Annotated in this window: 25 protein-coding genes; 14 read left to right on the top strand and 11 right to left on the bottom strand. The window is 67.5% G+C overall.

Annotated elements, in window-relative coordinates; all coding sequences use genetic code 11:
* Positions 1-12: 12 nt before the first annotated feature.
* Entirely contained in the window at positions 13-750 is a 738-nt protein-coding gene (gene hutC / locus ACSQ2H_RS07050) for a histidine utilization repressor (RefSeq protein ID WP_436060729.1), read from the bottom strand.
* Complete coding sequence (locus tag ACSQ2H_RS07045) at positions 747-2,117, bottom strand: formimidoylglutamate deiminase (protein WP_436060728.1); 1,371 nt, start codon at positions 2,115-2,117, stop codon at positions 747-749. The genes hutC and ACSQ2H_RS07045 overlap by 4 nt, the downstream gene beginning before the upstream one ends.
* Positions 2,118-2,182: 65 nt before the next feature.
* On the opposite strand from ACSQ2H_RS07045, the gene hutI reads away from it, so the two are divergent.
* Genes hutI through ACSQ2H_RS07020 form a run of 5 tightly spaced genes read left to right on the top strand, consistent with a single transcriptional unit; the run spans position 2,183 to position 7,948 of the window.
* Entirely contained in the window at positions 2,183-3,388 is a 1,206-nt protein-coding gene (gene hutI / locus ACSQ2H_RS07040; protein ID WP_436060727.1) for an imidazolonepropionase, read from the top strand.
* A complete protein-coding gene (hutH, locus tag ACSQ2H_RS07035) occupies positions 3,385-4,917 on the top strand; it encodes a histidine ammonia-lyase (protein ID WP_436060726.1) in 1,533 nt (510 codons plus the stop codon). Before hutI ends, hutH begins: the two co-directional genes overlap by 4 nt.
* On the top strand, positions 4,917-5,726 hold the full coding sequence (hutG, locus tag ACSQ2H_RS07030) for an N-formylglutamate deformylase (RefSeq protein WP_436060725.1): 810 nt from the start codon (positions 4,917-4,919) through the stop codon (positions 5,724-5,726). Before hutH ends, hutG begins: the two co-directional genes overlap by 1 nt.
* A gap of 9 nt (positions 5,727-5,735) precedes the next feature.
* Positions 5,736-7,403, top strand: coding sequence for a urocanate hydratase (gene hutU, locus ACSQ2H_RS07025; RefSeq protein WP_436060724.1), 1,668 nt, complete (start codon positions 5,736-5,738; stop codon positions 7,401-7,403).
* Positions 7,403-7,948, top strand: coding sequence for a HutD/Ves family protein (locus ACSQ2H_RS07020; RefSeq protein WP_436060723.1), 546 nt, complete (start codon positions 7,403-7,405; stop codon positions 7,946-7,948). Before hutU ends, ACSQ2H_RS07020 begins: the two co-directional genes overlap by 1 nt.
* Here the strand turns inward: ACSQ2H_RS07020 and ACSQ2H_RS07015 are convergent.
* Both ACSQ2H_RS07015 and ACSQ2H_RS07010 read right to left on the bottom strand, forming a co-directional pair.
* The gene (locus tag ACSQ2H_RS07015; protein ID WP_436060722.1) at positions 7,945-8,388 is read right to left on the bottom strand and encodes an FKBP-type peptidyl-prolyl cis-trans isomerase; all 444 of its coding nucleotides are present in this window, start codon (positions 8,386-8,388) and stop codon (positions 7,945-7,947) included. The genes ACSQ2H_RS07020 and ACSQ2H_RS07015 overlap by 4 nt on opposite strands.
* A 12-nt stretch (positions 8,389-8,400) precedes the next feature.
* Complete coding sequence (locus ACSQ2H_RS07010) at positions 8,401-10,278, bottom strand: M1 family metallopeptidase (RefSeq protein WP_436060721.1); 1,878 nt, start codon at positions 10,276-10,278, stop codon at positions 8,401-8,403.
* A gap of 174 nt (positions 10,279-10,452) precedes the next feature.
* Here ACSQ2H_RS07010 and ACSQ2H_RS07005 point away from each other — a divergent pair, with 174 nt between their 5' ends.
* Positions 10,453-10,755, top strand: coding sequence for a DUF2239 family protein (locus ACSQ2H_RS07005; protein ID WP_436063553.1), 303 nt, complete (start codon positions 10,453-10,455; stop codon positions 10,753-10,755).
* Between the two features lie 22 nt (positions 10,756-10,777).
* Here ACSQ2H_RS07005 and ACSQ2H_RS07000 read toward each other — a convergent pair whose 3' ends face one another.
* From ACSQ2H_RS07000 to ACSQ2H_RS06990, 3 genes are read right to left on the bottom strand one after another with little or no spacing between them, the layout of a single operon-like run.
* Positions 10,778-11,359, bottom strand: coding sequence for a hypothetical protein (locus ACSQ2H_RS07000; protein ID WP_436060720.1), 582 nt, complete (start codon positions 11,357-11,359; stop codon positions 10,778-10,780).
* Positions 11,356-11,571, bottom strand: a complete 216-nt coding sequence (locus tag ACSQ2H_RS06995; protein WP_436060719.1) for a hypothetical protein — start codon at positions 11,569-11,571, stop codon at positions 11,356-11,358. Before ACSQ2H_RS06995 ends, ACSQ2H_RS07000 begins: the two co-directional genes overlap by 4 nt.
* On the bottom strand, positions 11,568-11,786 hold the full coding sequence (locus tag ACSQ2H_RS06990) for a hypothetical protein (protein ID WP_436060718.1): 219 nt from the start codon (positions 11,784-11,786) through the stop codon (positions 11,568-11,570). The genes ACSQ2H_RS06995 and ACSQ2H_RS06990 overlap by 4 nt, the downstream gene beginning before the upstream one ends.
* A 169-nt stretch (positions 11,787-11,955) precedes the next feature.
* On the opposite strand from ACSQ2H_RS06990, the gene ACSQ2H_RS06985 reads away from it, so the two are divergent.
* Together ACSQ2H_RS06985 and ACSQ2H_RS06980 are read left to right on the top strand one after the other, a co-directional pair.
* Positions 11,956-12,600, top strand: coding sequence for a S24 family peptidase (locus ACSQ2H_RS06985; RefSeq protein WP_436060717.1), 645 nt, complete (start codon positions 11,956-11,958; stop codon positions 12,598-12,600).
* 54 nt (positions 12,601-12,654) lie between these two features.
* Complete coding sequence (locus tag ACSQ2H_RS06980; protein ID WP_436060716.1) at positions 12,655-13,056, top strand: hypothetical protein; 402 nt, start codon at positions 12,655-12,657, stop codon at positions 13,054-13,056.
* On the opposite strand, the gene ACSQ2H_RS06975 is transcribed toward ACSQ2H_RS06980, so the two are convergent.
* Positions 13,053-13,244, bottom strand: coding sequence for a hypothetical protein (locus ACSQ2H_RS06975; protein ID WP_436060715.1), 192 nt, complete (start codon positions 13,242-13,244; stop codon positions 13,053-13,055). The two genes, ACSQ2H_RS06980 and ACSQ2H_RS06975, sit on opposite strands and share 4 nt — an antisense overlap.
* Before the next feature lie 116 nt (positions 13,245-13,360).
* On the opposite strand from ACSQ2H_RS06975, the gene ACSQ2H_RS06970 reads away from it, so the two are divergent.
* The 3 genes from ACSQ2H_RS06970 to ACSQ2H_RS06960 all read left to right on the top strand — a co-directional run bounded on the left by ACSQ2H_RS06970 (position 13,361) and on the right by ACSQ2H_RS06960 (position 15,710).
* Entirely contained in the window at positions 13,361-13,798 is a 438-nt protein-coding gene (locus ACSQ2H_RS06970) for a MarR family winged helix-turn-helix transcriptional regulator (protein ID WP_436060714.1), read from the top strand.
* Positions 13,795-15,222, top strand: a complete 1,428-nt coding sequence (locus ACSQ2H_RS06965; RefSeq protein ID WP_436060713.1) for an MFS transporter — start codon at positions 13,795-13,797, stop codon at positions 15,220-15,222. Before ACSQ2H_RS06970 ends, ACSQ2H_RS06965 begins: the two co-directional genes overlap by 4 nt.
* 62 nt (positions 15,223-15,284) lie before the next feature.
* Positions 15,285-15,710, top strand: a complete 426-nt coding sequence (locus tag ACSQ2H_RS06960) for an OsmC family protein (protein WP_436060712.1) — start codon at positions 15,285-15,287, stop codon at positions 15,708-15,710.
* On the opposite strand, the gene ACSQ2H_RS06955 is transcribed toward ACSQ2H_RS06960, so the two are convergent.
* Both ACSQ2H_RS06955 and ACSQ2H_RS06950 read right to left on the bottom strand, forming a co-directional pair.
* Entirely contained in the window at positions 15,707-17,092 is a 1,386-nt protein-coding gene (locus ACSQ2H_RS06955; protein WP_436060711.1) for a sensor histidine kinase, read from the bottom strand. The two genes, ACSQ2H_RS06960 and ACSQ2H_RS06955, sit on opposite strands and share 4 nt — an antisense overlap.
* 68 nt (positions 17,093-17,160) lie before the next feature.
* Positions 17,161-18,513: a dicarboxylate/amino acid:cation symporter gene (locus ACSQ2H_RS06950; RefSeq protein ID WP_436060710.1), complete on the bottom strand. Its 1,353-nt coding sequence runs from the start codon at positions 18,511-18,513 to the stop codon at positions 17,161-17,163.
* 369 nt (positions 18,514-18,882) lie between these two features.
* Between ACSQ2H_RS06950 and ACSQ2H_RS06945 the strand changes: the two genes are divergently transcribed.
* Entirely contained in the window at positions 18,883-19,716 is an 834-nt protein-coding gene (locus tag ACSQ2H_RS06945; RefSeq protein ID WP_436060709.1) for a flagellin, read from the top strand.
* 69 nt (positions 19,717-19,785) lie between these two features.
* Here the strand turns inward: ACSQ2H_RS06945 and ACSQ2H_RS06940 are convergent, their stop codons facing one another.
* Positions 19,786-20,793 carry an NAD(P)H-dependent flavin oxidoreductase gene (locus tag ACSQ2H_RS06940; RefSeq protein WP_436060708.1) on the bottom strand — a complete coding sequence of 336 codons (1,008 nt, stop codon included), beginning with the start codon at positions 20,791-20,793 and terminating at the stop codon, positions 19,786-19,788.
* Between the two features lie 134 nt (positions 20,794-20,927).
* On the opposite strand from ACSQ2H_RS06940, the gene ACSQ2H_RS06935 reads away from it, so the two are divergent.
* Together ACSQ2H_RS06935 and scpA are read left to right on the top strand one after the other, a co-directional pair.
* A complete protein-coding gene (locus tag ACSQ2H_RS06935; RefSeq protein ID WP_436060707.1) occupies positions 20,928-22,358 on the top strand; it encodes a methylmalonyl-CoA mutase family protein in 1,431 nt (476 codons plus the stop codon).
* Positions 22,355-24,505 (top strand): methylmalonyl-CoA mutase, encoded by a 2,151-nt coding sequence (gene scpA, locus ACSQ2H_RS06930; RefSeq protein WP_436060706.1) that lies wholly within the window; start codon positions 22,355-22,357, stop codon positions 24,503-24,505. Before ACSQ2H_RS06935 ends, scpA begins: the two co-directional genes overlap by 4 nt.
* The last annotated feature ends 39 nt before the right edge of the window (positions 24,506-24,544 follow it).

Genomic DNA, 24,544 nt, shown 5'->3' with positions numbered 1-24,544 from the left:
GCCTTGGCAAGCTCAGCCGCGCGAGGGCCCGAAGCGCGCGACGAGATCGTAGGCCTCACCGGGGAACAACTGGCGTACGCGGGTGACGCCGACCCCGGCGCGCCACGTCCTGCGCTCGACCGCCAGGCAGGCGGTCTTCGGCGGAACCGCCAGCAGACGCGCAGCTTCCGCGTCGGCGGCTAGGGCCGAGATGCGGTTCTCGGCTTCCGTCCACGGGATGTGCTCCAGAAGCCAGGCGCCGGGCGATATCTCAGCAAAGTCGATGCGGGCCGCCTCAGGCGCGGCGCGCATGCTGATCAGCCGGTCCTCCAGCGAAAACGGCCTTGTGTCGGCGAAGTGCACGCCGCGCAGCGCCAACAGCGTTCGGCCGCCCGCCAGCTCGGCTTCGTCGGCGCCGTCTGCAGCGCGCTGAACGCAGGCGATCAGTTCGAACCGGTAGGCCTGTCCCCGGCCTTCGATTTCGGCGCGCAGATCAGGAATGTCGAGAACCGCCGAATGCACGCGTGGCCGCGCGACGAATGAACCGGCGCGACGTCGGCGCTCGATCAGTCCGGCTTCGGCCAGGGCAGAGATCGCCTTGCTGACCGTCATTCGCGAACATCCGTATTGGATCGTCAGCTCATGCTCGAAGGGGATCCGATCCCCCGGCCCGAGTTCGCCCGAGAGAATCTTGGCCTCGATGTCGGTGCGAATCCGTTGGTGCAGGGCGGCCGGAGCATCGGCCTCCCCGACGGAAGCGGGCTTGGTCACGCGAGCACGTACTCCAGGGCCTTGCGGTAACGAGCCGCGATCTCGGCCCGCCGGTAATGGCGGCCATTAGTGACCAGCTTCGCGCCCGCCCGCCAGACGCCGTCGATCATGTCCCTGCGGCCGGCGAAGACGTAGCTGTCCAGAACGGCGTCCTCACGGCGTGCGGCGAGGGCCGGATGGTTCGGATCAAGACTGACGATGTCTGCTGGCGCTCCCTCGGCGAGCACCGCCGGTGCATGCCCGAGCGCCTGCGCTCCACCGAAGGCGGCTGCGCGATAAATGTCGGCCCCGGTGGCGCCTCCGGCGTCGCCGGCCAGCACGTTGCGGGTCCGGCGAGTCAGCCGCTGGCCATATTCCAACAGCCGCAGTTCCTCGGGAGCATCGATCAGCACGTTGGAGTCCGAACCGACGCCATACCGACCGCCCGCCGCCATGAACTCGACTGCAGGAAATATCCCGTCGCCAAGATTGGCCTCGGTAATGGGACACAAACCCGCCACCGCGCCGCTTCGGGCCATCGAGCGCGTCTCGGCCGAGGTCATGTGAGTGGCATGGACGAGGCACCAGTTCCCACCAACGGAAGCGTTCTCCAGCAACCACTCGACCGGCCGAGCGCCCGACCAGGCGAGACAGTCGTCGACCTCCTTGGTCTGCTCGGCGATGTGGATATGGATCGGCGCCGCGCCCGCCATACGGACCAACGCCGATAGTTCGCCCGGCGTCACCGCGCGGAGGCTGTGCGGCGCCACGCCGACCACTCCATTGGTCAGCGATGCGATCGCGGCCTGGCTGGCCTCAAGCAATCGCGCGAAGCTGTCGAGGTCGTTGATGAAGCGCGCCTGCCCCGCCGTCGGCGGCGCGCCGCCAAACCCGGCATGGGCATAGAACACTGGCAGCAGCGTCAATCCCAGGCCGGTCTCCCCTGCCGCCGCGACGATCGCGAGCGCCATCTCGGCCGGGTTGTCGAACGGAACGCCGCCGGCAGCGTGATGGAGGTAGTGAAACTCCCCGACCCGCGTGAAGCCCCCCTCGAGCATCTCGACATAGGCCTGCGCGGCGATCGCCTGCAGATCGTCGGGCCGTAGACGTTCGGTGAACCGGTACATGACTTCGCGCCAGGTCCAGAAGCTGTCGGCCGAGGGGCCGCGGACTTCCGCAAGACCCGCCATCCCCCGCTGAAAGGCGTGGCTATGCAGGTTCGGTAGTCCCGGGAAGGCCGGGCCATAGGCCTGCTCACCGGCATCGCGCTCAACTTCGGCCTCGACGCGCACGATGAGGCCGTCCCGCAATGAGAGGCGGACGTTCCGCGCCCAGCCGGTCGTCAGCAACGCACTTTCGAACCAGATCGTTTGAGAGTGATCCGCCACTGGACAAGCCTCCTCGCTCGGACATATGTCTATACATAATTGGAACGAAGGGGAAGGAGGCGAACATGCGATGCGACCGGCTCTGGACCGACGCTCGGCTGGCGACTCTTGCGCCCGATCACCCGGGGGTCGGCGAGATCGAAGGCGGCGTCATCGCCTCACGCGACGGCCGCATACTCTACGCCGGCTGCGCCAACGACGCCCCCGCGCTAACCGCTGACGAAACGATCGACTGCGAAGGTCGTTGGATCACGCCGGGCCTGATCGATCCGCACACGCATCTGATCTTCGGAGGCGACCGCGCCCAGGAATTCGAGATGCGGCTGGCCGGGGCGTCCTACGAGGACATCGCCCGCGCCGGCGGCGGCATTGTCTCAACGATGCGCGCCACCCGCGCCGCCAGCGAAGACGATCTCGTGGCTGCCGCAATACCACGCCTCGACGCACTTATCGCGGAAGGCGCGACGACCATCGAGGTGAAGTCTGGCTACGGCCTGTCACTCGAGCACGAAATGAAATGCCTGAAGGTTGCAAGGCGGCTCGCAACCGAGCGGCCGGTGCGGATCACCACCACCTTTCTCGGCGCGCACGCCCTACCGCCTGAGTGGTCGGGCGACGCTGACGGCTACATCCAGGACATTTGTGAACGCATGATCCCCGCCATCGCGGCGGACGGCCTTGCCGACGCCGTCGATGCGTTCTGCGAAGACATTGGCTTCACGCCCGCCCAGACCCGCCGGGTCTTCGAGGCCGCACGCGCCCATGGCCTGCCTGTGAAGCTGCATGCCGAGCAGCTCTCGAACCAGCATGGAGCCGCCCTAGCGGCTGAGTTCGGGGCCCTTTCGGCCGATCACCTGGAGCACCTGGATATGGAAGGCGTCGCCGCCATGGCGCGCGCCGGCGTCGTGGCGACCCTGCTGCCCGGCGCCTTCTACTTCGTCCGCGAGACGCGCCTGCCCCCGATCGCCGAGCTACGCGGATCCGGCGTGCCGATCGCCCTGGCAAGCGACTGCAATCCGGGCACCTCGCCCCTCACCTCGCTGCTGCTGACCATGAACATGGGCGCGACGCTGTTTCGCCTGACCGTGGACGAGTGCCTGGCCGGCGTGACCCGCGAGGCCGCGCGCGCGCTGGGATTGCTCGGCGAGACCGGAACCTTGGAGGCCGGCAAGGCCTGCGACCTCGCCATCTGGGACATCGAGCGCCCAGCTGAACTTGTCTATCGCATGGGGTTCAACCCGCTCCATGCGCGCGTGTGGAGCGGAAAATGAACTGTGTGGTGCTGCGCCCGGCCGACGTGAGCCTGGCCGAATGGCGCGCGATCTATCGCGGCGCTGAGGTGCGTCTGGATTCCGCATCGAACACGGCGATCGCGCAAAGCGCCGCGGCCGTCGAGCGTATCCTGGCCAAGGGCGAGCCGGTCTACGGCATCAACACCGGCTTTGGAAAGCTGGCCAGCGTCCGCATCGACGCTGCCGACCTTGAGACCTTGCAGCGGAACATCGTGCTCTCGCACGCCGCCGGCTTTGGCGAGCCTTCCCCGGTCCCAGTCACGCGGCTGATGCTCGCCCTGAAGCTCGCCAGTCTTGCACAGGGAGCTTCCGGCGTTCGACCCGCGACCACCGCCCTGCTCGAAGCCATGCTGGCGAAGGGGCTGACCCCGGTCATTCCGGCGCAAGGATCGGTGGGTGCATCCGGCGATCTGGCGCCGCTGGCGCACATGGCCGCGACCATGATCGGAGTCGGAGAAATCTTCGTGGCCGGCGCGCGTCGTACCGCGCGGGATGCTTTGGCCGAAGTCGGTCTCGCCCCGCTTACCCTCGGACCGAAGGAGGGGTTGGCGTTGCTGAACGGAACGCAGTTCTCGACCGCCAACGCGCTCGCTGGGCTGTTCGAGGCCGAATTGCTGTTCCAGACTGCGCTCGTCACGGGCGCACTATCGACGGAAGCCGCGAAGGGCTCCGACACCCCATTCGATCACCGTATCCATGCCTTGCGCCGGCACGCCGGCCAAATCGAGACAGCCGACGCACTGCGCTCCTTGATGGCCGGCTCCGCAATCCGAGCCTCGCACCTGAAGGACGACGAACGGGTGCAGGACCCATATTGCCTCCGCTGCCAGCCCCAGGTCATGGGCGCGGCGCTCGAGGTCCTTCGCCAGGCCGCATCGACGCTTGCGACCGAGGCGAACGGCGTGTCCGACAATCCTCTGATCTTCCCGGATACGGACGAAGCGCTGTCGGGCGGCAACTTCCACGCCGAACCGGTGGCGTTCGCCGCCGATATGATCGCGCTGGCGATCTGCGAGATCGGATCGCTCTCCGAGCGCCGGGTCGCCATGCTCGTCGACCCAGCGCTCTCAGGCCTGCCGGCGTTTCTGACGCCCAAGCCTGGCCTGAACTCAGGCTTCATGATCCCGCAGGTGACCGCCGCGGCGCTCGTGTCTGAGAACAAGCAAAAGGCCTACCCGGCCAGCGTCGACTCGATCCCCACCTCGGCCAACCAGGAGGATCACGTCTCGATGGCCGCGCATGGCGCGCGGCGGCTGCTAGGGATGGCGGAGAATGTTGTCGGCGTGTTGGGGATCGAGTTGCTGGCCGGTGCCCAGGGCTGCGACTTCCACGCCCCCCTGGCGTCAAGCCAGACGCTTGAGACTGTCCGCGCCTCCCTGCGCGCGCGCGTTCCGCACCTTGGTGACGACCGCCACTTCCACCCCGACATGCAGGCGGCCAACGACCTCGTACGCTCGGGCGCTGTCATCGCGGCCGCCAACGCCGTCGGCCTGCCGGGTGTCGGTTGATGGACTGGCTGGAGGTTCGGCGCGGCGAAGCGCCGCTGATTGTGAGCTTTCCCCACACGGGCACGGATCTTCCCGCTGACGTCGAAGCGGAGCTGACGTCCCCATGGCTGGCGCGGAAGGACGCCGACTGGTGGATCCATCGTCTTTACGACTTCGCGCAGGGACTAGGCGCGACCACCATTCGGACTGCGATCAGCCGCAGCGTGATCGACGTGAACCGCGATCCCAGCGGCGCTTCGCTCTATCCCGGCCAAGCCACCACCGAACTTTGCCCCACGACGACGTTCGACGGCGAGCCGCTCTACCGAGATGGCGCGCCCAGCGAGAGCGAGATCGCCCGCCGGCGCACCGCCTACTTCGAGCCCTATCACGCGACGCTGGCCCAAGAGATCGAGCGGCTGCAGCAGGCTCGTGGGACCGTCGTCCTTTACGAGGCCCACTCGATCCGCTCGCGCATCCCACGACTGTTCGAAGGCGAGTTGCCCAACTTCAATCTTGGCACGAACAGCGGCGCGAGCTGCTCTCCAGACCTTGCGGCGGCGGTCGAGACGGCCTGCACGAACCCCAGGTTCACACAGGTGACCAACGGCCGCTTCAAAGGCGGCTGGACCACCCGGCACTACGGCCGCCCTGAGGCCGGCGTCCACGCGATCCAGATGGAGCTCGCCTGCCGCGGCTACATGGACGATCCGGCCGAGCCGCCGACGAGCGCCAACTGGCCCGCGCCCTACTCGCCGATCCAAGCCGAGCCAATGCGCGCCGTTCTAACCAACGTCCTGAAGGCCTGCATCGCCTTCGCCCAAGCCTGAGCACCCGAAATGACCCGTCTCGACAAGACCCGCGTGATCCGCCCCGCGACCGGAACGGAGCTGTCCGCCAGGAGCTGGCTGACCGAAGCGCCGTTGCGCATGCTGATGAACAACCTGCATCCCGACGTCGCCGAGCGCCCTGAAGAGCTGGTGGTCTACGGCGGCATCGGGCGCGCGGCGCGCGACTGGGAGAGTTTCGACAAGATCGTCGAGACCCTTCGCCGCCTCGAAGACGATCAGACGCTGCTCGTCCAGAGCGGCAAGCCCGTGGGCGTGTTTCGCACCCACGCGGATGCTCCGCGCGTGCTGATCGCCAACTCGAACCTGGTCCCGCGCTGGGCGACCTGGGATCACTTCAACGAGCTCGATCGCAAGGGCCTGGCGATGTACGGCCAGATGACCGCCGGCTCGTGGATTTACATCGGCGCCCAGGGCATCGTGCAGGGCACGTACGAGACGTTCGTGGAGATGGGCCGCCAGCACTATGACGGCGACCTGTCGGGCCGCTGGCTTCTTACCGCAGGCCTCGGCGGCATGGGTGGAGCTCAACCGCTCGCCGCGGTCATGGCGGGCGCGTCCTGCCTCGCCATCGAGTGCCAGCCTTCCAGCATCGAAATGCGCCTTCGCACAGGCTACCTTGATCGCTCGACTGACAACCTCGATGAGGCTCTGGCCTGGATCGAGCAGTCGTGTGCCGACAAGACCCCGATCTCGGTGGGCTTGCTAGGCAACGCCGCCGAGTTGCTGCCGCAGTTGCTGGCTCGTGGCGTGCGGCCGGATCTGTTGACCGACCAGACGTCGGCCCATGACCCGGTGAACGGCTACCTGCCGAAGGGCTGGAGCCTGGAGCGCTGGTACGCCATGCGCGACCAGGATCCCAAGCAGGTCGAGGAAGCCGCTCGCGCCTCCATGGCCGAGCACGTCCAGGCGATGCTCGATTTCCAGGCCGCCGGCGTCCCGACCGTCGACTACGGCAACAACATCCGCCAAATGGCCAAGGAGGAAGGCGTCGCCAACGCCTTCGATTTCCCTGGCTTCGTACCCGCCTACATCCGCCCGCTGTTCTGCCGCGGCATCGGCCCCTTCCGCTGGGCTGCGCTCTCCGGCGATCCTGAGGACATCTACAAAACCGACGCCAAGGTGAAGGAGCTCCTTCCGGACAACGCCCATCTGCACAACTGGCTCGACATGGCGGCCCAAAAGATCAAGTTCCAGGGCCTGCCTGCGCGGATCTGCTGGGTGGGGCTCGGCGATCGCCACCGTCTCGGACTGGCCTTCAATGAGATGGTCGCAAAGGGCGAACTCAAGGCGCCCGTCGTCATTGGCCGCGATCATCTGGACTCAGGCTCCGTCGCCTCCCCCAACCGCGAGACCGAAGCCATGCGCGACGGCTCCGACGCGGTCTCCGACTGGCCGCTGCTCAACGCGCTGCTGAACACCGCGTCCGGCGCTACCTGGGTCTCGCTCCATCATGGCGGCGGAGTGGGGATGGGCTTCTCCCAGCACTCGGGCATGGTCATCGTCTGCGACGGCACGGACGCGGCCGCCAAGCGTATCGAACGCGTGCTGTGGAACGACCCGGCGACCGGGGTGATGCGGCATGCGGACGCCGGCTACGACATCGCGCTCGACGTCGCCCGCGAGAAGTCCCTCGACCTGCCGGGCATCCTAGGCTGATGCGCATACTTCGCGCCGTGGACCGCACGCCGACGCCATGGAAGAACGGTGGAGGCCGGACCTGGGAGGTGGCCGCCTGGCCGGTCGACGCGTCGCTTGCCGATTTCGAGTGGCGCGCCAGCATCGCCGAAGTCGCGTCGGAAGGACCGTTCTCCGTGTTCGAGGGTGTTGACCGCGTGCTCACGGTGCTCGAAGGCGGCGCTCTTGAACTAGAGTTCGATGGGCAAGCGCCCGTCAGGCTCGACGCCTCGGCGCCGCCGCTCTCCTTCGCAGGCGATGCGCCCTGCAGCGCCGCGCTGTCGGGCGGGGCGCTGCGCGACTTCAACGTGATGGTCCGAAGAGGCCGCTGGGCGGCCCGTGTTCATAGAGTTGACGGACCAGCGGAACTCCACATCCAGGCGGACGTCACGATCCTGCTCGCCCGGACCCCGGCTCCCATGGGCCCTGACCGCCTCCAGCCAGAGGACGTCGTACTCATCGAAGGCGAGCACAAGACGCACCTCGTCGACGGCGCGTGGCTGGTGGCGGAACTGACGCGCGTCTAGCCGACGACCTCGACAAGCTCGATCCGAAACTCCAGCGGCGTGTTGGCCGGGATCATATCCTTGCCCGCGGGCCCATAGGCGTACTCTGGCGGCATGTAGATCACCCACTCGTCACCTGGCCGCATCAGAGGCAGCACGGTCACCCAGCCGGGGATCAGCTTGCCGAGCGGAAACGTCACCGCGCCCTCCGGATCGTTCCTCGACGAGTCGAACACGCGGCCATCCAGGAACTTGCCTTCGTAGCGCACCTTGATCGTCGACGAGCGCGTTGGGTGCGCGCCCTTCTCAGGTCCGGACTTGAGGACCTTGTACTGAATGCCCGGGATCGTCTTGACGCCCGGGGCTTTTGCGTTGCGCGCGAAAAACTCCGTGTTCGCGTCCTGCGCCGCCGCCGGGGCGGTCAGCGCGAAAGCCAGAAATACGCCGATCAACTTTTGCATTCGCTGCTCCGGTCAGCCGCCAGACACAAGACGTTCGAGGCTCGACGCTACGGTCGGATGATACGTCGGTTTCGCTTCCTGGAAGATGCGAACTGCGATCGGACGGCCCCAGTCGCCTTGTTTCATCAGGCCGGCATAGAGCGGACGCAGGAAGAGGCCGCGACCGACCGACGTAAGGAACTCTTCGAGGGCGGGAACCGCCGGTTCGTATCGATTGGCGATTGCGAGTTCGAGCCAGGCCGATCGGATGTAGCTGTTCGTGGACGCCGAGAGCTTGAGGGTTCCGTCCAGGTCGTCGAGCTGCGCCTTGGAAAGCTGCCTCGGAAGGCTGTTCAGGAACCGCAACCACTCCTGAGTCGTCCAGGCCGACGTGGTCAGTTGCGACGCCGGCGCGCCCTGCTTGAATGCGGCGACCTGGGCGTCGACACGTGCAAGCGCCTCGGACTTAACGTGCACGGCATTATCGGGAAGGCCCGCTCCATACGCCCAGCGGTCAAGCTGGAGTTTGTCCTCCAACCCTTTGTCGCCCTTGATGAGATTGGCGCGTAAATCCTTCAGGAAGCCGGCCGTGGTTTGCGGCTGGAACGCGTGGCGATCGAAGTACGAGGTGAGATAGGCGTCCCAGCGCTCGCGGCCGACCGTCCTCTCGATCGTCCGCAAGAACGTCGCGCCCTTAAAATAAGCCAACTGCCCGCCGACATCCCCATAGAGCTTGGTGGCTTCGGCGGTCGGACCGCCGACCTCCGCGATGTCCGCCTGCATCCCGTCCCAATCGAGATCGGCCTCCATCTCAGCTCGAGGCGCGCCGTACTGCGCCTCCATGATCCGGTTCTCGAAGTAGGTGGTGAAGCCCTCGTTCAGCCAGCTGTCCGGCCAGGTCGCATTGGTCACCAGATTGCCGGACCAGCTATGCGCCAGCTCGTGCGCCACGAGGCCGACATTGGCCCGGTCGCCGGTAATGAAGGTCGGGGTCAGGAATGTGAGGGTTGGGTTCTCCATTCCTCCGAACGGGAACGACGGCGGCAGCACGAGCACGTCATAACGGCCCCAGCGGTACGGTCCGTAGAGCGCCTCCGCGGTGGTCACCATCTTCTCGGTATCAACCAGTTCCGCCGCGGCCCGATCCATCATCGACGGCTCGGTGTAGACGCCCGTACGCGGGCCGAGCTCCCGGAAGGACAGGTCGCCGACGGCCAGGGCGATCAGATACGGAGGCACCGAGTTGTCCATCCGGAAGCGATAAGCGTGCTTGCCCTCGCCGGCCGGCTCGCCATTCGGCGTTAGCCGAGCGCCGCTCATCACCGCCACAAGGTCGTTTGGAACAACGACCCGCGCCGTCCAGGTTTGCCGAATCCCCGGGCTATCTTGCGTCGGGATCCAGCTACGGTTGTTGATGTCTTGGCCTTGGCTGAACAGGTAGGGCTTGGCCTTCCCAGCAGTCAGCGACGGCGACAGCCACTGAAGCGCGCGCGCGCCAGGGCTGGATGCATAGTGGACGACGATCCGTTTGGCGCCGTTCAGCTGCACGGTCAGCGGCGCCCCTAGCTCCGCATCCGATGCGCCGAGCTTCCAGGCCAGATCACGTCCAGCTCCGTCCGTCACCTTGCTGACGGTCAGCCCCAGCGTATCGAGCACGATCTCCTTGGCCCCAGGCGCCGCGAGAACGTCCATGGCGGCCTGCCCGCTCATGGTCTTCGCATCGAAGTCGGCCGTCAGATCGAGATCAACGTGCGTCACACGCGCGACGAGCGGCCGTGCGTACGAACGCACGTCCTTGGCATCCGGCGTCGTGAGCACTGGGGCGACAGCTGAAGCCGCCAGGGTGTTCGTCGCGATGCTGGCGGCGGACAGGGCTGAAGCGAGAAGAATGGCCCGCAGGAATATGCGCATGCTGAAACGCCCCCAGGAAAGCACAGGCCCGCACGGCAGGCCGAGTCGGCCGTCATCCTAGCCGCCGGTCGAGGCAATTCTTGCCTTTGTCGTGGCTGATTGCGCATCAGCTACGCTCGCAACACGCCCAACACCTATTTATGCCCGGGTTATTTTGTGAGAAAGACGTCGACGATGCCCGACACGCATACCGCATTCGCCGGAGCCCGTAGGCTCGCCTCTGGGTCGCTTTCCACCGTCGCCCCGGCAGTAAAGGCTGCATTCGACGCAGGCGAATCCCACGTATTGGTCTTCAACGACACGTCCGGCCGGCAAGTCGATCTCGATCTGCGGGGCAGTTTGAGCGAAGTGCTTGAGCGTCTAGCGTCATCGCCTGAACAGCCGCCTCGATCGCTCGGACGTGGACGACCGAAACTCGGCGTCACGGCCCGCGAAGTCACGCTCTTGCCCTCCCAAAGCTTACCAAAATCCCGGTGAGGGTCAAGAACAAAATAGGAACTTATGCAGCTTTCTCGGCCGCTAGCATGTCCAAAGCCACCTCCAGCACCGCCTCAAGCCGGTAGATTTCCCGGTCCCCGCCATGCACGGCCTCGCGCGGCGTGAGTTCCTCGCCGCAGATCATGTCGCAGGCGGCGACCAGCGACGGCTGGCGCCGCAGGGTTTCGCGATAGATGTTCAGCGCATCGCGCGCCCGCGCATTGGCCTCGGCGCGCGCGATCACCGCGGTCAACGGCGTCTCGGCCGCCCCGCCCGGCCTGACGTCCAGTGTCGAGGCGATCGCCACCTCGCCCTGGGCCACGCGGTAGCAACGCCCATAGCGCTCGCCCGCCGCCTTCTGGGCGGTGGTCAGCCGGCCCTTGCGCGACAGCCACTCCAACCCGGCCAACCGGCGATACGGGCGCTGCCGCTCTCCAGGCGCCGACGGCGGCGCTTCGAACTCTGCACCGCGCGCCACCGACAGCGCGATCGTTTCGACCACGCCCTCGGCGACCTGGCGGGCTTCCAGCCGCGCCCGGCCCTGCTGCGCGACCCGCGCCAGGCGCTCGCGCTCCAGGCGCGCCAGATAAGCTGCTCGGCTCACCCTTCCCTCCCTCTCGTTTCGGATTGCTCGGCGCCGACCCCGACGACGGCGTCGGCCAGGCGATAGACCGCCTCGCCGCACGCGCGTTCGCCCTCCAGCGCGGTCAGGCCGGCGGCGGCGGTCGCCATCAGATCGCGCAGGAAGCGCCCGCGCGTCTCCGGCGGCAGGGTGCGCAGCGCGTGCGTCACCACATCGGCGATCGCCGGGTTCATTTCGGCCACGTCAGCGGCAGGCAGACCGCGACGCCCTCCTTGCCGACCCGGCGCTCGGAGAAGGCGCAGAAGCCGCCCTGCGCCATGACGTCGGCGACGTGCCGGTCATGGCGAGCAAAGCGCGGAACCTGGATGTCGCCGCCCCAGGGCGGACGGGCTCGGAAGTGCGCCTCAAGCCGGCGCGCCTCTCGCGGCGCGACGGCGAGCTCTACCATGGCGCGCGTCGGCGACGTCCCGATTTGTCGTAGGGTTGTATATTCTTGGCCCGTGGGGGCGCCTCTCGGCTGCGTTTCGTGTCCCATGGCGAAAATGTATGGAACATACAGTGAACGGGCAAGCGGATTCTGTATTTATTTTACACACAGGCTCGGCTAGAAGCCGCCTATGGACGATCGTTTCCAGCGCCTGCGGCTGGCCCGCATCGAGCAAGGCTATGAGACGGCCGCAGCGGCGGCCGACGCCTTCGGCTGGAACCGGAACACCTACTCGTCCAACGAAAACGGCAACGCGCCGTTCTCGTATCGTCGCGCCAAGGAGTACGCGGCCGCCTTCGGCGTGCGGCCCGAATGGCTCTACGACGCAGCCGGACCAATGCGGTCGACGGGGTCGGAAGGTCTCGCCCCTATCATCGGCAGGGTCGGCGCCAATCCCGAAGGCGACGTGCTGCTGGCCACCGGCCAGGGCAGCGGAGAGCTCGCCCCAATCCCGCCCGGCGGCACGGAGAAGGCTGTGGCGCTAAGGGTTTCCGGACACTCCATGCGCGGCTTGGCCGACGACGGCGCCCTGATCTACTTCGAGGATCAGCGCAGTTCGCCAAGTCTCGACATGCTGGGCCACGTCGTCGTCGTCGAGACCGACACCGACGAAGTGCTGGTCAAGCGCCTGCTACGCGGTTCCGGGCCTGGTCTCTACGACCTCGAGAGCCTCGCCGGCCCGACGCGCCACGATGCGCGCCTGCGCTGGGCGGCCCACATCACTGCGATCATTCCGCCCTTCCAGGCGCGCCGGATCATCATCAGCGAAGGCTGAGTTGCGGCCCGAGGTTTCGATTGCGGGATAATGTATATAATATACATTTTCTGTATGACCGAACTTGAAAACCTGATCGTCGCGGAAGCCGCCGCCGAGGCGGCGCGGATGACGCTCGCACGACGCGAACTATTCCGCGCCCGGGGCGTCGCCTGGTCGGGAATGACGCCGGACGCTCCCGCAGCCTGCCCGCCCGCGACACTGCGTGCCCGCGCTCAGGCGCGCCTCACGGCGCGGCAGGCCTGGCGCGCCAGCTCAGATGGCGGGTTCGTGGCCGCGATCGCCTTTTCTCAGACTGCAGCCCGCGAAGCCTTCACCACCGCTGAGCGAGCCCGCGCCGGCGCCGCCCGGGGTGAGACAACTGAGTGGCGGCTCCAGGTCCTCGACGAATTGTCAGCCCAGGCCCGCGCGCTCGCTGCCGGCGTGCGCCAGGCGCGTCGCGCGCTCGCGCCCTAGCAGCGTCCGCTCGCCGCCCGGCCTCGAGCCGGTCGCCAGGACCGCACCTCCCGGCGCGACCTGATTTCGTCGTGCAGCATGTCCGCCAGATCCAACACCTGTTCACGCGACATTCGCCGCGTCGCGCCGCGCACTTCTGCGGCGAGGCGGAACATCAGGTCGGACGGTAAGCCTTGATTGGCGCTCATCGTCTTGCCTCACGCTTGCCCTCAACCAGCCCACTCCCTCAATTCGCGAGCGCGCGGACTCGTTCCCGTTAATCGTGCATTTGACATAGATAGTTCGCCAACCTAACTAAATCGCCATGCCGAACTCGCCCGAGACTCTAGGCCTCGCCGACAATCTGCGCGCGCCGCTGCTGCGCGTGGCGCGCCGCCTACGCCAGGAGGCCCAGCGGGCCGGCAGTTCGGCGCTAGACGCCCTGATCCTCGGTCACATCCGCCGACACCCCGGCGTCGGGGTCAGCGAGCTGGCCCTGGCCGAGCAGATCTCGCGCCCCAGCATGAGCGGACACATCAAGCGCCTCGAAGCGGCCGGCTGGATCCTACGCATCGACGATGCGCAGGACGGGCGCCGCTCGGGCCTGCGCATCACGCCGCTGGGCGAGGCCCAGGTCGACGCGGTCCGCCAGCGGCGCAATGACTGGCTGGCCATCCGTCTGGCCCGCCTTTCGCCGGAGGACCGCGCGGCCTTGGCCGCCGCCGGCGCGCCGCTGCTGAAACTCCTGGAGTGCGAACCGTGAGCCCCGTCGACCAACCGATCCATGAGACAGGCTCCACGGCGACGACCCGCGGCTGGGTGATCCCGGCGATCATCGGGTCGGCCATGCTCATGCAGACCATGAATGCGACGGTGATCGCCAATGCTCTGCCGACCATGGCCGTCGCGCTGGGCGAGCCGCCCCTGCGCCTGAACCTCGCGATCACCATGTTCCTGCTGGCTTCGGCGGTTTTCCTGCCGATCAGCGGCTGGGTCGCCGACAAGTTCGGGGCCAAGCGGGTCTTCATGGTCTCGATGGTGCTCTTCGCGCTGGCGTCGGCTGCGTGCGGCTTCGCCCAGGACCTCACCCAGCTGGTCATCGCGCGGATCTTCCAGGGCATGGGCGGGGCGATGATGATGCCCGTTGGCCGGCTCGTCCTGCTGCGCACCACTCCCAAGGAGGAACTGGTCGGCGCGATGTCGGTGATGACCATGCCGGCCCTGCTCGGTCCGGTCATCGGTCCGATCATCGGCGGCGCGATCGTCACCTTCGCCGACTGGCGCTGGATCTTCTTCCTGAGCATCCCGGTGGCCGTCGTGGGCGTGCTGCTGGTCATGCGCTACGTGCCCAACGTCAAGGAGCAGGAGGTCTCGCCCATCGATTGGAAGGGCACCCTGCTCACCGGCCTCGGGCTCGCCGGCCTGATCTTCGGCTTCGAGAACCTTGGCCGCGGGCTGCTGCCCGACGTCCTCGTGGCGTCGATGTTCTTCGGCGGCCTGGCAGCGCTGGTCGTCTACTGGCGCCACGCCCGCGGCAATCCGCACGCCATCCTCGACCTCTCGGTCTTCAGGCTGCAGACCTTCCGCGCCTCGGTCATCGGCGGCGCCTTCATGCGCATCGCCATGGGGGCGACCCCGTTCATGCTGGCCATGCTGCTCCAGATCGGCTTCGGCCTGTCGGCGCTTCAGGCCGGCCTGATGACCTTCATCTCCGCGGCCGGAGCCCTGGTGATGAAGACGACCGCGCCGCCGATCCTGCGTCGCTTCGGGTTCCGCACGGTGCTGATCGTCAACGCCCTGATCGTCGCCGTCAGCTTCGTCGCCTATGGCCTGTTCACGCCGACCACTCCGCACTGGCTGATCCTGCTGATCCTTGGGATCGGCGGCTTCTTCCGCTCGCTGCACTTCACCAGCCTCAACGGCCTCGCCTTCGCCGACATCGGCCAGGACCGCATGAGCCGCGCGTCGACGACCTCCTCGATGGTCCAGCAGCTGGTGCAGTCGATCGGCATCGGCCTGGCTGCATCGCTGATGCATTTCTTCATGGTCGCCCGCGGCGAGGATCACCTCACGGCCGCGGCGATCTCCCCGGCCTTCGTCGTCACCGGCCTGATCACTCTGATCTCGCTCGCCTTCTTCATCCCCCTGCCCCGCGACGCCGGAGACGAGATGAACCGCCGCCGGTGATCCAATCGCCGCCTGCGGCGTTATCCGCCCGCCAAGGGGCGATCCCATTCAGGAGGCGAGCTATGATCCGTAAGGCGCGTGCGGTTTGGCGTGGAACCGGTCGTGACGGCGACGGCGACCTGACCACCGATTCCGGGGTCCTGTCCTCAACGCCCTACAGCTTCAAGACCCGCTTCGAGGACACTCCCGGCACCAACCCGGAAGAGCTGATCGCCGCCGCCCACGCCGGCTGCTTCACGATGCAGCTCGCCTTCCTCATCCAGCGCGCAGGCCTTGCGGCTGAAGAGCTGACCACCGAGGCCACGGTGTCGCTGGTCCCGGACGGCGAGGGCTTCAAGATCGATCGTTCGGCGCTGACGCTCCAGGCCAAGGTGCCCGGGATCAATCAGGTCAAGTTCGACGAACTCGCCCGCATGGCCGAGAAGAACTGCCCGGTCTCGCGGCTGCTCAACGCAGAGATCACGCTGCAGGCGACGCTGATTTCCTAGCGCCGGGCCAGCACGGCGGTCATCCGGCATTCCGCCCCTTCGGGCGGAAAGCCCAGCTCGACCGTGCCGCCATAGGCCTGCAGCGCGCTGAGCGTCAGGCGGGTGCCGAAACCCGTGCGCTTCGGCGGCTCCACCGGCGGGCCACCGCGTTCGCGCCAATGCAGTTGCAGGCGCTCGCCGTCAACGCCCCAGACGATCGATACCCGGCCCGCCCCCGACAGCGCCCCGTACTTGGCCGCGTTGGTGGCCAGTTCGTTCAGCACCATCACCAGGTTGACCGCCATTTCAGGATCCAGCGGCGCTGGCGCCTCGGGCCCGGAGATCGCGAAACCCTCAGCCGCGAACGGCGCCAAGGCCGCCTCGATCACGTCGCGCAGGTCGGCCGCTTCCCAGACGTTGCGAGTCAGCAGGTCGTGGCCGCGGGCCAGCGACTGCAGGCGGCTGTCGAACGCAGCGCGGAACGCGACGGGATCGTCCGGCGCCCCACGCAGGGTCTGCGAGGCGATCGCCTGCACCGCCGCCATGTTGTTCTTCACTCGGTGGTTCAGTTCTCCGAGCAGCAGGTTCTGGCGCTCGCGCGCCGCCACCTGCGCGGAGATGTCCTGCGAGGTGCCGATCACGTGCACCGGCCGGCCCTGGGCGTCAAACGACACCCGCGCCGCGCCGCGCACCCAGACCGCCGAACCGCCATCCCCGGCGGCGGTGGTGCGATGTTCGACGACGTAGTGGCCGTCGTTCTCTCCGGCCATCGCTGCTTCATAGGCGTCGCGTGTCGCTGGGAAGTCCTCGAAGTGAACCGCGGCGGCATAGGTCGCGTAGTTCAGCTCGCCTTCGGCGGGCATGCCGAACATTCGGCGCGTCTGCCCGTCCCAATCGACGCGGTCGGCGGCGACATCGTACTCCCAAAGCCCCAGCTCGGTCGCATTCAGCGCCAGCGTCAAGCGCGCGCCCTGCCGCTCGGCCTCGACCTGGGCGACGTGCTGCTCGGTGATGTCGATGATGATGAACACCACCTGCCCCGCCGCGCCGGCGAACGGCGTGAAGGTGCCGAGGAACCAGGCCTGATGGCCGTTGGGGAAGCGGAACGAGTACTCGATGGTCTCGGGCGCGCCATTGGCCAACACCCGGCGCAGCACTTCGAGGCGACCCTGAATCTGTTCCGGCGACACGCCCAGGTCGCGCCCCGTGCGACCGCTCAATGTCCCCGGCGCGCAGCCATAGAACTCGCAGGCGCCGCGATTGGCCATGAGGAACCGGTAGTCGTCCTCCAACGGCTCCACGACGCCGGCCAGCATCGATGAGGCGTCGAGCATTGCCTGAAGCAGCGCTTCGCCGCCGGCGCTGGCGCTCGGCCAGTCACCCTTCCGCTGCTCGTCGCCCATAAGCCCTCCGCCCGTAACAGTTCCAATCCTAGGGCCGGAATTCGCGGCTGGACAGACGGCGATCAGCCTCAGGCCGCGCGCTGCGTCGTTTCGTCCGGTTCGGTCGGCAGGTCGCCCGACGCGGCGTTGTAGATCTCCATGTCGAGCATGCCCTGCTGCTTGGCCACCAGGGTCGGGACCAGCGCCTGACCAGCGACATTGGTTGCAGTTCGCCCCATGTCGAGGATCGGGTCGATGGCCAGCAGCAGCCCCACGCCCTCGAGCGGCAGCCCCAAGGTCGATAGCGTCAGGGTCAGCATCACCACCGCGCCAGTCAGGCCGGCCGTCGCGGCCGACCCGATCACCGAAACGAACACGATCAGGAAGTAGTCACTGACCGCCAAAGGCACGCTGTAGAACTGCGCCACGAAGATCGCGGCGACCGCTGGATAGATCGCCGCGCAGCCGTCCATCTTGGTCGTCGCGCCCAACGGCACGGCGAAGGCCGCGTATGACCGCGGCACGCCCAGCGCGCTCTCAGCGACGGTCTGGGTGACCGGCAGGGTCCCGATCGAAGAGCGCGAGACGAAGCCGAGTTGGATCGCCGGCCAGGCTCCCGCGAAGAACTTGAGAGGATTGAGACCGTTGGCCGCCAGCAAGGTCGGATAGACGACGAACAGCACCAGACCTAGCCCGGCGTACACGGCCACCGCGAAGGCCCCGAGCTGGGCGAGCGCATCCCAGCCGTACAGGGCTACGGCGTTGCCGAACAGGCCGATGGTGCCGATCGGAGTGAGCCGGATGACCCACCAGAGAATCTTGCGGACGATGGCCAGCGCCGAGCCGTTGAACGCCAGGAACGGCTCGGCCGCGGCCCCCGACTTCAGCGCCGCGATCCCGGTGACCAGCGAGATCACCACGATCTGCAGCACGTTGAACGACAGCGCCGTCTTGGCTCCGTCGTCGGTCAGCGTCGTGGACGCGGCTAGGCCCAGCATGTTCGACGGCACGAGCCCGGTCAGGAAATCAAGCCAAGAGCCACTGGTGCGTGGAACCTCGGCGGCCGCCGCCGCCACGGTCGTGTTCAGCCCCGGCTTCAGCACGAGGGCCAGGACGATGCCGATGCTGACCGCGATCAGTGCCGTGACGGCGAACCACATCAAGGTCCGCCACACCAACGCAGCGGCGTTCTGAAGCTGGCGCAAATTGGCGATGCTGGCGACGATGGCCGTGAACACCAGCGGCGGCACCAGCACGCGCAGGAGCTGGACGAAGGTCGATCCGGCGAGGCTCAGGGCCTCGGACAATCCATGACCAGGCTGCCCCGCCTCGGAGCCCAGCTCGCGCGCCAGCAGGCCCAGCCCCAGGCCGAGCGCCATGCCGGCCAGGACCTGGAACCCGAATGAGGCGAAGATGCCGCCGCGTTTGCGCGCCTGCGCCATGGAAAGCTCCTAACGAAAGTCGCGCGGAGCATGGTCGGGGCTCTGCCCCCACGCCAGCGGTTTGAGCTTTTTGTGTCCTTAGAAAACCTGAAAGCGAACCAATCCGCCGCATCGTCGGCGCCGACCGGCAGATCCTGCCCACCTCAGCACGCAGTTTTTGCCGCTCCTGGCCGGCAAGATTTACCGTGTTTGACGCTTTCCGGCGGGCCCAAACGCCCGCCGCGAACGACGCTCGACGAAAAAGCTCAAGCGCATCAACGAAAAGAGGTTAACGGCCCAAACTGGCCCGCCCCTTGCTCTGGAGTCACGCAGGCAAAACGCCTCCGGCAGTCAAAATGACGTCGGTCTCCGAGAAAAGGAAACACGTGTATGTCGCTGAATTCGGTCAACACGAACAAGGGCGCGATGATCGCGCTCCAAAACCTGAACGCCACTAACAAGGACCTTGGCACCGTTCAGAACCGGATCAACACCGGTCAGAAGATCGCCACCGCCAAGGACAACGGCGCCATCTGGGCCATCGCCCAGAACCAGCGCGCTGAATCTGCCTCGCTCAATTCGGTCATCTCGTCGCTGCAACGCGGCCAGTCGGTGGCTGACGTCGCTATGTCGGCCGGCACCGCCATCTCGGACATTCTCGTCCAGATGAAGGAAAAGGTCCTGGCGGCGACTGAAGCGGGTCTGTCGTCCGCGTCGAAGCAGGCGCTCAGCGATGAATACACCTCGCTGCGCGACCAGATCGACACGATCGCCAACAACGCCACCTTCGACGGCGTGAACCTAATCGCGACGCCTTCGAGCAACAGCTCGAGCATTAAGGCGATCGCCAACGCCGACGCCACCGCGACCATCGACATCGCCCACGTGGACCTGTCGAAGTCGAACGCCAAGATCGCCGCGACGCTGAGCACGCTGACCGGCACGGTGAACTCGGCGGACGTGAAGGAAGTGGAAGACGCCATCCAGGACGTCTCCTCGGCCCTCTCGAAGCTCGGCACCGGCGCCAAGGCGCTCGACACCCACATGACCAACGTCATGAAGCTCCAGGACACCCTGGACGCCGGTGTCGGCAACCTGGTCGACGCCGACCTGGCGAAGGAAAGTGCGAAACTGCAGGCGCTGCAGACCAAGCAACAGCTTGGCGTGCAGGCCCTCAGCATCGCCAACCAGTCGTCGAGCACCCTGCTCGGACTGTTCCGATAAGACTGACGAACGCTCTGCGTTCACGGCGGCGGCGGGAAGGGAAACCTTCCCGCCGCTTTCGTTTTGGCGCTACTCGGCGGCCATCGCCAGGGCGCTGCCGCGGGTCAGCGAGGTCTTCGCCGCCAGCGCGGCCTTAGCCGCTTCGTATTCGGCCGCCAGGCGGTCGATCATGTCGCCGGCGCTCGGGATGTCCTTGACCGCGCCGATGCCCTGACCGCAGCCCCAGATGTCCTTCCAGGCCTTGGCCTTCTGGTTGCCGCCCGAGCCGAAGCTCATCTTCGACGGATCCGATTCCGGCAGGTTGTCCGGGTCGAGGCCGGCCGCCTCAATCGAGGGCCGCAGATAGTTGCCGTGCACGCCGGTGAACAGGTTCGAATAGACGATGTCGTCGCCGTTGCTGGCCACGATCATGTCCTTGTAGCCCTGCTGGGCGTTGGCTTCCTGCGTCGCAATGAACGCCGAGCCGATGTAGGCGAGGTCCGCGCCCATCGCCTGGGCTCCCAGGATGGCGGCGCCGTTAGCGATCGAACCCGACAGCGCGATCGGACCGTCGAACCACTCGCGCAGTTCCTGCACCAAGGCGAAGGGCGACAGGTGACCGGCGTGGCCGCCGGCGCCGGCCGCCACCGGGATCAGGCCATCGGCGCCCTTCTCCACCGCCTTGCGGGCGAAGCGGTCGTTGATGACATCGTGCAGCACCACGCCGCCGTAGGAGTGGATCGCCTGGTTCACGTCTTCGCGCGCGCCCAGCGAGGTGATGGTCACCGGCACCTTGTACTTCACGGCCATCTCGACATCGTGCTCGAGGCGGTCGTTGGTCTTGTGGACGATCTGGTTCATCGCGAACGGCGCCGACGGACGGTCCGGATTCTTGCGATCCCAGTCGGCCAGTTCCTCGGTGATCTGGGCCAGCCACTCGTCGAGCTGGCTCGCCGGGCGCGCGTTCAGCGCCGGGAACGAGCCGACGATCCCCGCCTTGCACTGCGCGATCACCAGCTCCGGGCCGGAAATGATGAACAGCGGCGAACCGATCACCGGGATGCGCAGGCGCTCTGCGAGAATGGGGGGCAAGGCCATGGAGTCGTCCTTATGAGATGGGTCGATCTATTTTTTACAGCGTACACACAAAATTTCGCGACGCGCAAGCGCCCCCGCCGCATGACCCCGCGTGAACTTGACGCGTCGGTTCGACAGGCCGCAATGACAGGCTGATGACCGAAACTTCGTTCGCTTCCGGCGCCTTCCCGCCCGCCACCGCCGCCGATTGGCGCGCCCTGGTGGAAAAGACCCTGAAGGACGCTCCCTTCGAGAGCCTTCAACGCACCACGCTCGAGGGTCTGCCCATCGCCCCGCTCTACGAAGCGGCGCCTGATGGAGCCCGGTTCGCCCCGCGGCCGCATGACGCCGATCGCCCGTGGGATCTGCGCGCCGCCGTGGCTCATCCGGACCCGGCGCGGGCTCGCACCGACCTGTTGGCCGACCTTGAGGGCGGCGCGGCGTCGGGCCTCATCTGTATCGATCCCGCCGGCGAGCGTGGCGTGGCTGTTGGTTCGGCCGCCGACCTGGCTCGCGTGCTCGACGGCGTGCTGCTGGAACTGGCCCCGATGGCGCTGGACGCTGGTTTCCTGGGACCGAAGGCGGCCGACTGGCTGGCCTCCGCCGCAAAGGGCTCGCCCGCCGCCCTGCTGCTGTTCCACATCGATCCGCTCAGCGCCTTCGCGCGCGCCGGCGAGAGCCCCGGCCCAGTCGAGAGCCACCTGGTCTCGGCCGCCACGGTCGCCGCGCGGCTGGCCGAATCCTATCCCAAAGCCGGCCTGTTCCTCGCCTCCGGGCGTGTGATCCACGAGGCCGGCGGCGGCGAGGCCGGCGAACTGGCCTTCGCGCTGGCCTCCGCCCTCGCCTACGCCAAGGCGCTGGTCCGTGCCGGCTTGACCATGGAACAGGCGTTCGCGGGCATTTATCTCGGTCTCTCCGCCGACGCCGACTACTTCGCCTCCATAGCCAAGTTCCGCGCCGCCCGGGTGCTGTGGGCCCAATTGACCAAGGCCTGCGGCGTCACCGCGCCGGCCCGGATCGAAGCCCGCTCCTCGCAGCGCATGCTCGCGGTGCAGGATCCCTGGACCAACATGCTGCGCCTGACTTCGGCCGGGTTCGGGGCGGCGGTTGGCGGCGCCGACGCCGTAGTGCTCGGCGCGTTCACTGACGCCATCGGCCTGCCGACCGCATTCGCGCGCCGCCAGAGCCGCAACGCCCAACTGGTGCTGATGGAAGAGGCCCATCTCGGCCGCGTCGGCGACCCCGCCGCCGGCTCGGGCTACATCGAAGCGCTCACCGACGAGATGGCCCGCGCCGCCTGGGCCCAGTTCCAGGCAATCGAAGCTCAGGGCGGCGCCGTGGCGGCCTTGGCCTCGGGCCACATCGCCGACCAGGTCGCCGCCGTGCGCGACGCCCGCGAGGCCGCTGGCCCGCCCAAGATCGTCGGCGTCACCGCTTTCCCGCCGACCCAGGACGCGCCCGTCGAGGTCGAGCGCGCGTCTGCCGTCGCCGTCGAGGGTCCTGCGCCCCGATTGCCCGGCCCCGACGGCCGCTGCCCCCCGCTCGCCCCGATCCGTATCGCCGCGCCGCACGAGGCCGCACGATGAGCCAGTTCCCCGACTTCGCCACCCTCCCCTTCGACGCCTCGGGCGCCGCGACGCCGCTCGCCACAGGCCCCGCCTGGGAGACACCGGAGGGCATCGCCGTCCGCCCGGCCTACGGGCGCGCCGACATCGAGGGTCTGAGCACCGGCTATCCGGGCCTGGCGCCGTTCGTGCGCGGGCCCTATCCGACCATGTACCTGACCAACCCGTGGACGATCCGCCAGTATGCGGGCTTCTCCACGGCCGAGGACTCCAACGCCTTCTATCGCCGCAACCTGGCCGCCGGTCAGATGGGCCTGTCGGTCGCCTTCGACCTCGCCACCCACCGCGGCTACGACAGCGATCACCCGCGGGTGAAGGGCGATGTCGGCATGGCGGGCGTCGCCATCGACTCCATCCTCGACATGCGCACGCTGTTCGACGGCATCCCGCTCGACAAGATGAGCGTGTCGATGACCATGAACGGGGCGGTGCTGCCGATCCTGGCGCTCTACATCGTAGCCGCCGAGGAACAGGGCGTGCCGCACGCCAAGCTGTCGGGCACGATCCAGAACGACATCCTCAAGGAGTTCCTGGTCCGGAACACCTACATCTATCCGCCATCGCCCTCGATGCGGATCATTTCCGATATCTTTTCATACACTTCGCGCGAAATGCCGAAGTTCAACTCGATCTCGATCAGCGGCTATCACATCCAGGAGGCCGGCGCGACGCTGGACCTGGAACTGGCCTACACCCTCGCCGACGGCATCGAGTACGTGCGTGCAGGCGTCGCCGCCGGCATGACCGTCGACCAGTTCGCGCCGCGCCTGTCGTTCTTCTGGAACGCCGGCATGAACGCCTTCATGGAGATCGCCAAGCAGCGGGCCGGGCGCCTGCTGTGGGCCCAGCTGATGAAGGACGAGTTCGATCCCAAGGACTCGCGCTCGCTCAGCCTGCGCGCCCACACCCAGACCAGCGGCTGGAGCCTCGCCGCGCACGACGTCTACAACAACGTGCCCCGCACCTTGGTCGAAGCCATCGCCGCCACCGGCGGTCAGACCCAGAGCCTGCACACCAATTCGCTCGACGAGGCCCTGGCCCTGCCGACCGACTTCTCGGCCCGGATCGCGCGCAATACGCAGCTGTTCCTCCAGCTCGAAAGCGGCCAGACCCGCGTCGTCGACCCGTGGGGCGGCTCGTACTATGTCGAGCGCCTGACCGCCGACCTCGCCGCCCGCGCCCTGGAGCACATCGCCGAGGTCGAAGCCCTGGGCGGCATGGCCAAGGCCATCGAGGACGGCCTGCCCAAGCGCCGCATCGAGGAAGCCAGCGCCCGCACCCAGGCGCGTATCGACGCCGGCCGCCAGAGCGTCGTCGGCGTGAACCGCTACAAACCCGAGGTCGCCGACGAGATCCCGGTGCTCAAGGTCGACAACACCGCCGTGCGTGAACGTCAGCTCGAAAAGCTGAAGCGCCTGCGCGCCGAGCGCGACCCGGTCGCCGTCGAAGCCGCCCTCACCGCCCTGAACAACGGCGCGGCGGGCAATGGCAACCTGCTCGAGCTCTCGGTCGACGCCGCCCGCGCCAAGGCGACGGTCGGCGAGATCAGCCTGGCGCTCGAAAAGGTGTTCGGCCGCCACGCCGCCGAGGCCTCGGCGGTCACCGGCGTCTACCTGCGCGAGTCCGGCGCCACGCCTCAGGCCCAGCGCGCCAAGGCCATGACCGACGCCTTCCGCCAGGCCGACGGCCGCAAGCCGCGGGTGATGATCGCCAAGATGGGCCAGGACGGCCACGACCGCGGCCAGAAGGTGATCGCCTCCGGCTTCGCCGACCTCGGCTTCGACGTCGACATCGGCAACCTGTTCCAGACCCCGGCCGAAGCCGCCGCCCAGGCGGTCGCCGAGAATGTCCACGTGGTCGGCGCGAGCTCGCTCGCCGCGGGCCATCTGACCCTGGTGCCGGAACTCAAGGACGAACTCGCCAAGCTCGGCCGCGCCGACATCCTGGTCGTGGTCGGCGGCGTCATCCCGCCCGAGGACTTCCAGGCCCTGCGCGACGCCGGCGTCGCGGCGATCTTCACCCCCGGCACGGTGGTGCCCGAGGCGGCGATCGAGGTGCTCGAGCGGCTCAACGAGCAGATGGGCTACGCCCAGCTCGAGAAGGCCTGACCGAGGCGGACGCTGGCGCGCCCTGCGCTTCCAAGGCAG

It is taken from the genome of Phenylobacterium sp. LjRoot97 (assembly GCF_964254345.1).
Classification (GTDB): domain Bacteria; phylum Pseudomonadota; class Alphaproteobacteria; order Caulobacterales; family Caulobacteraceae; genus Phenylobacterium.
This window is presented reverse-complemented; position numbering and strand designations above follow the sequence as displayed.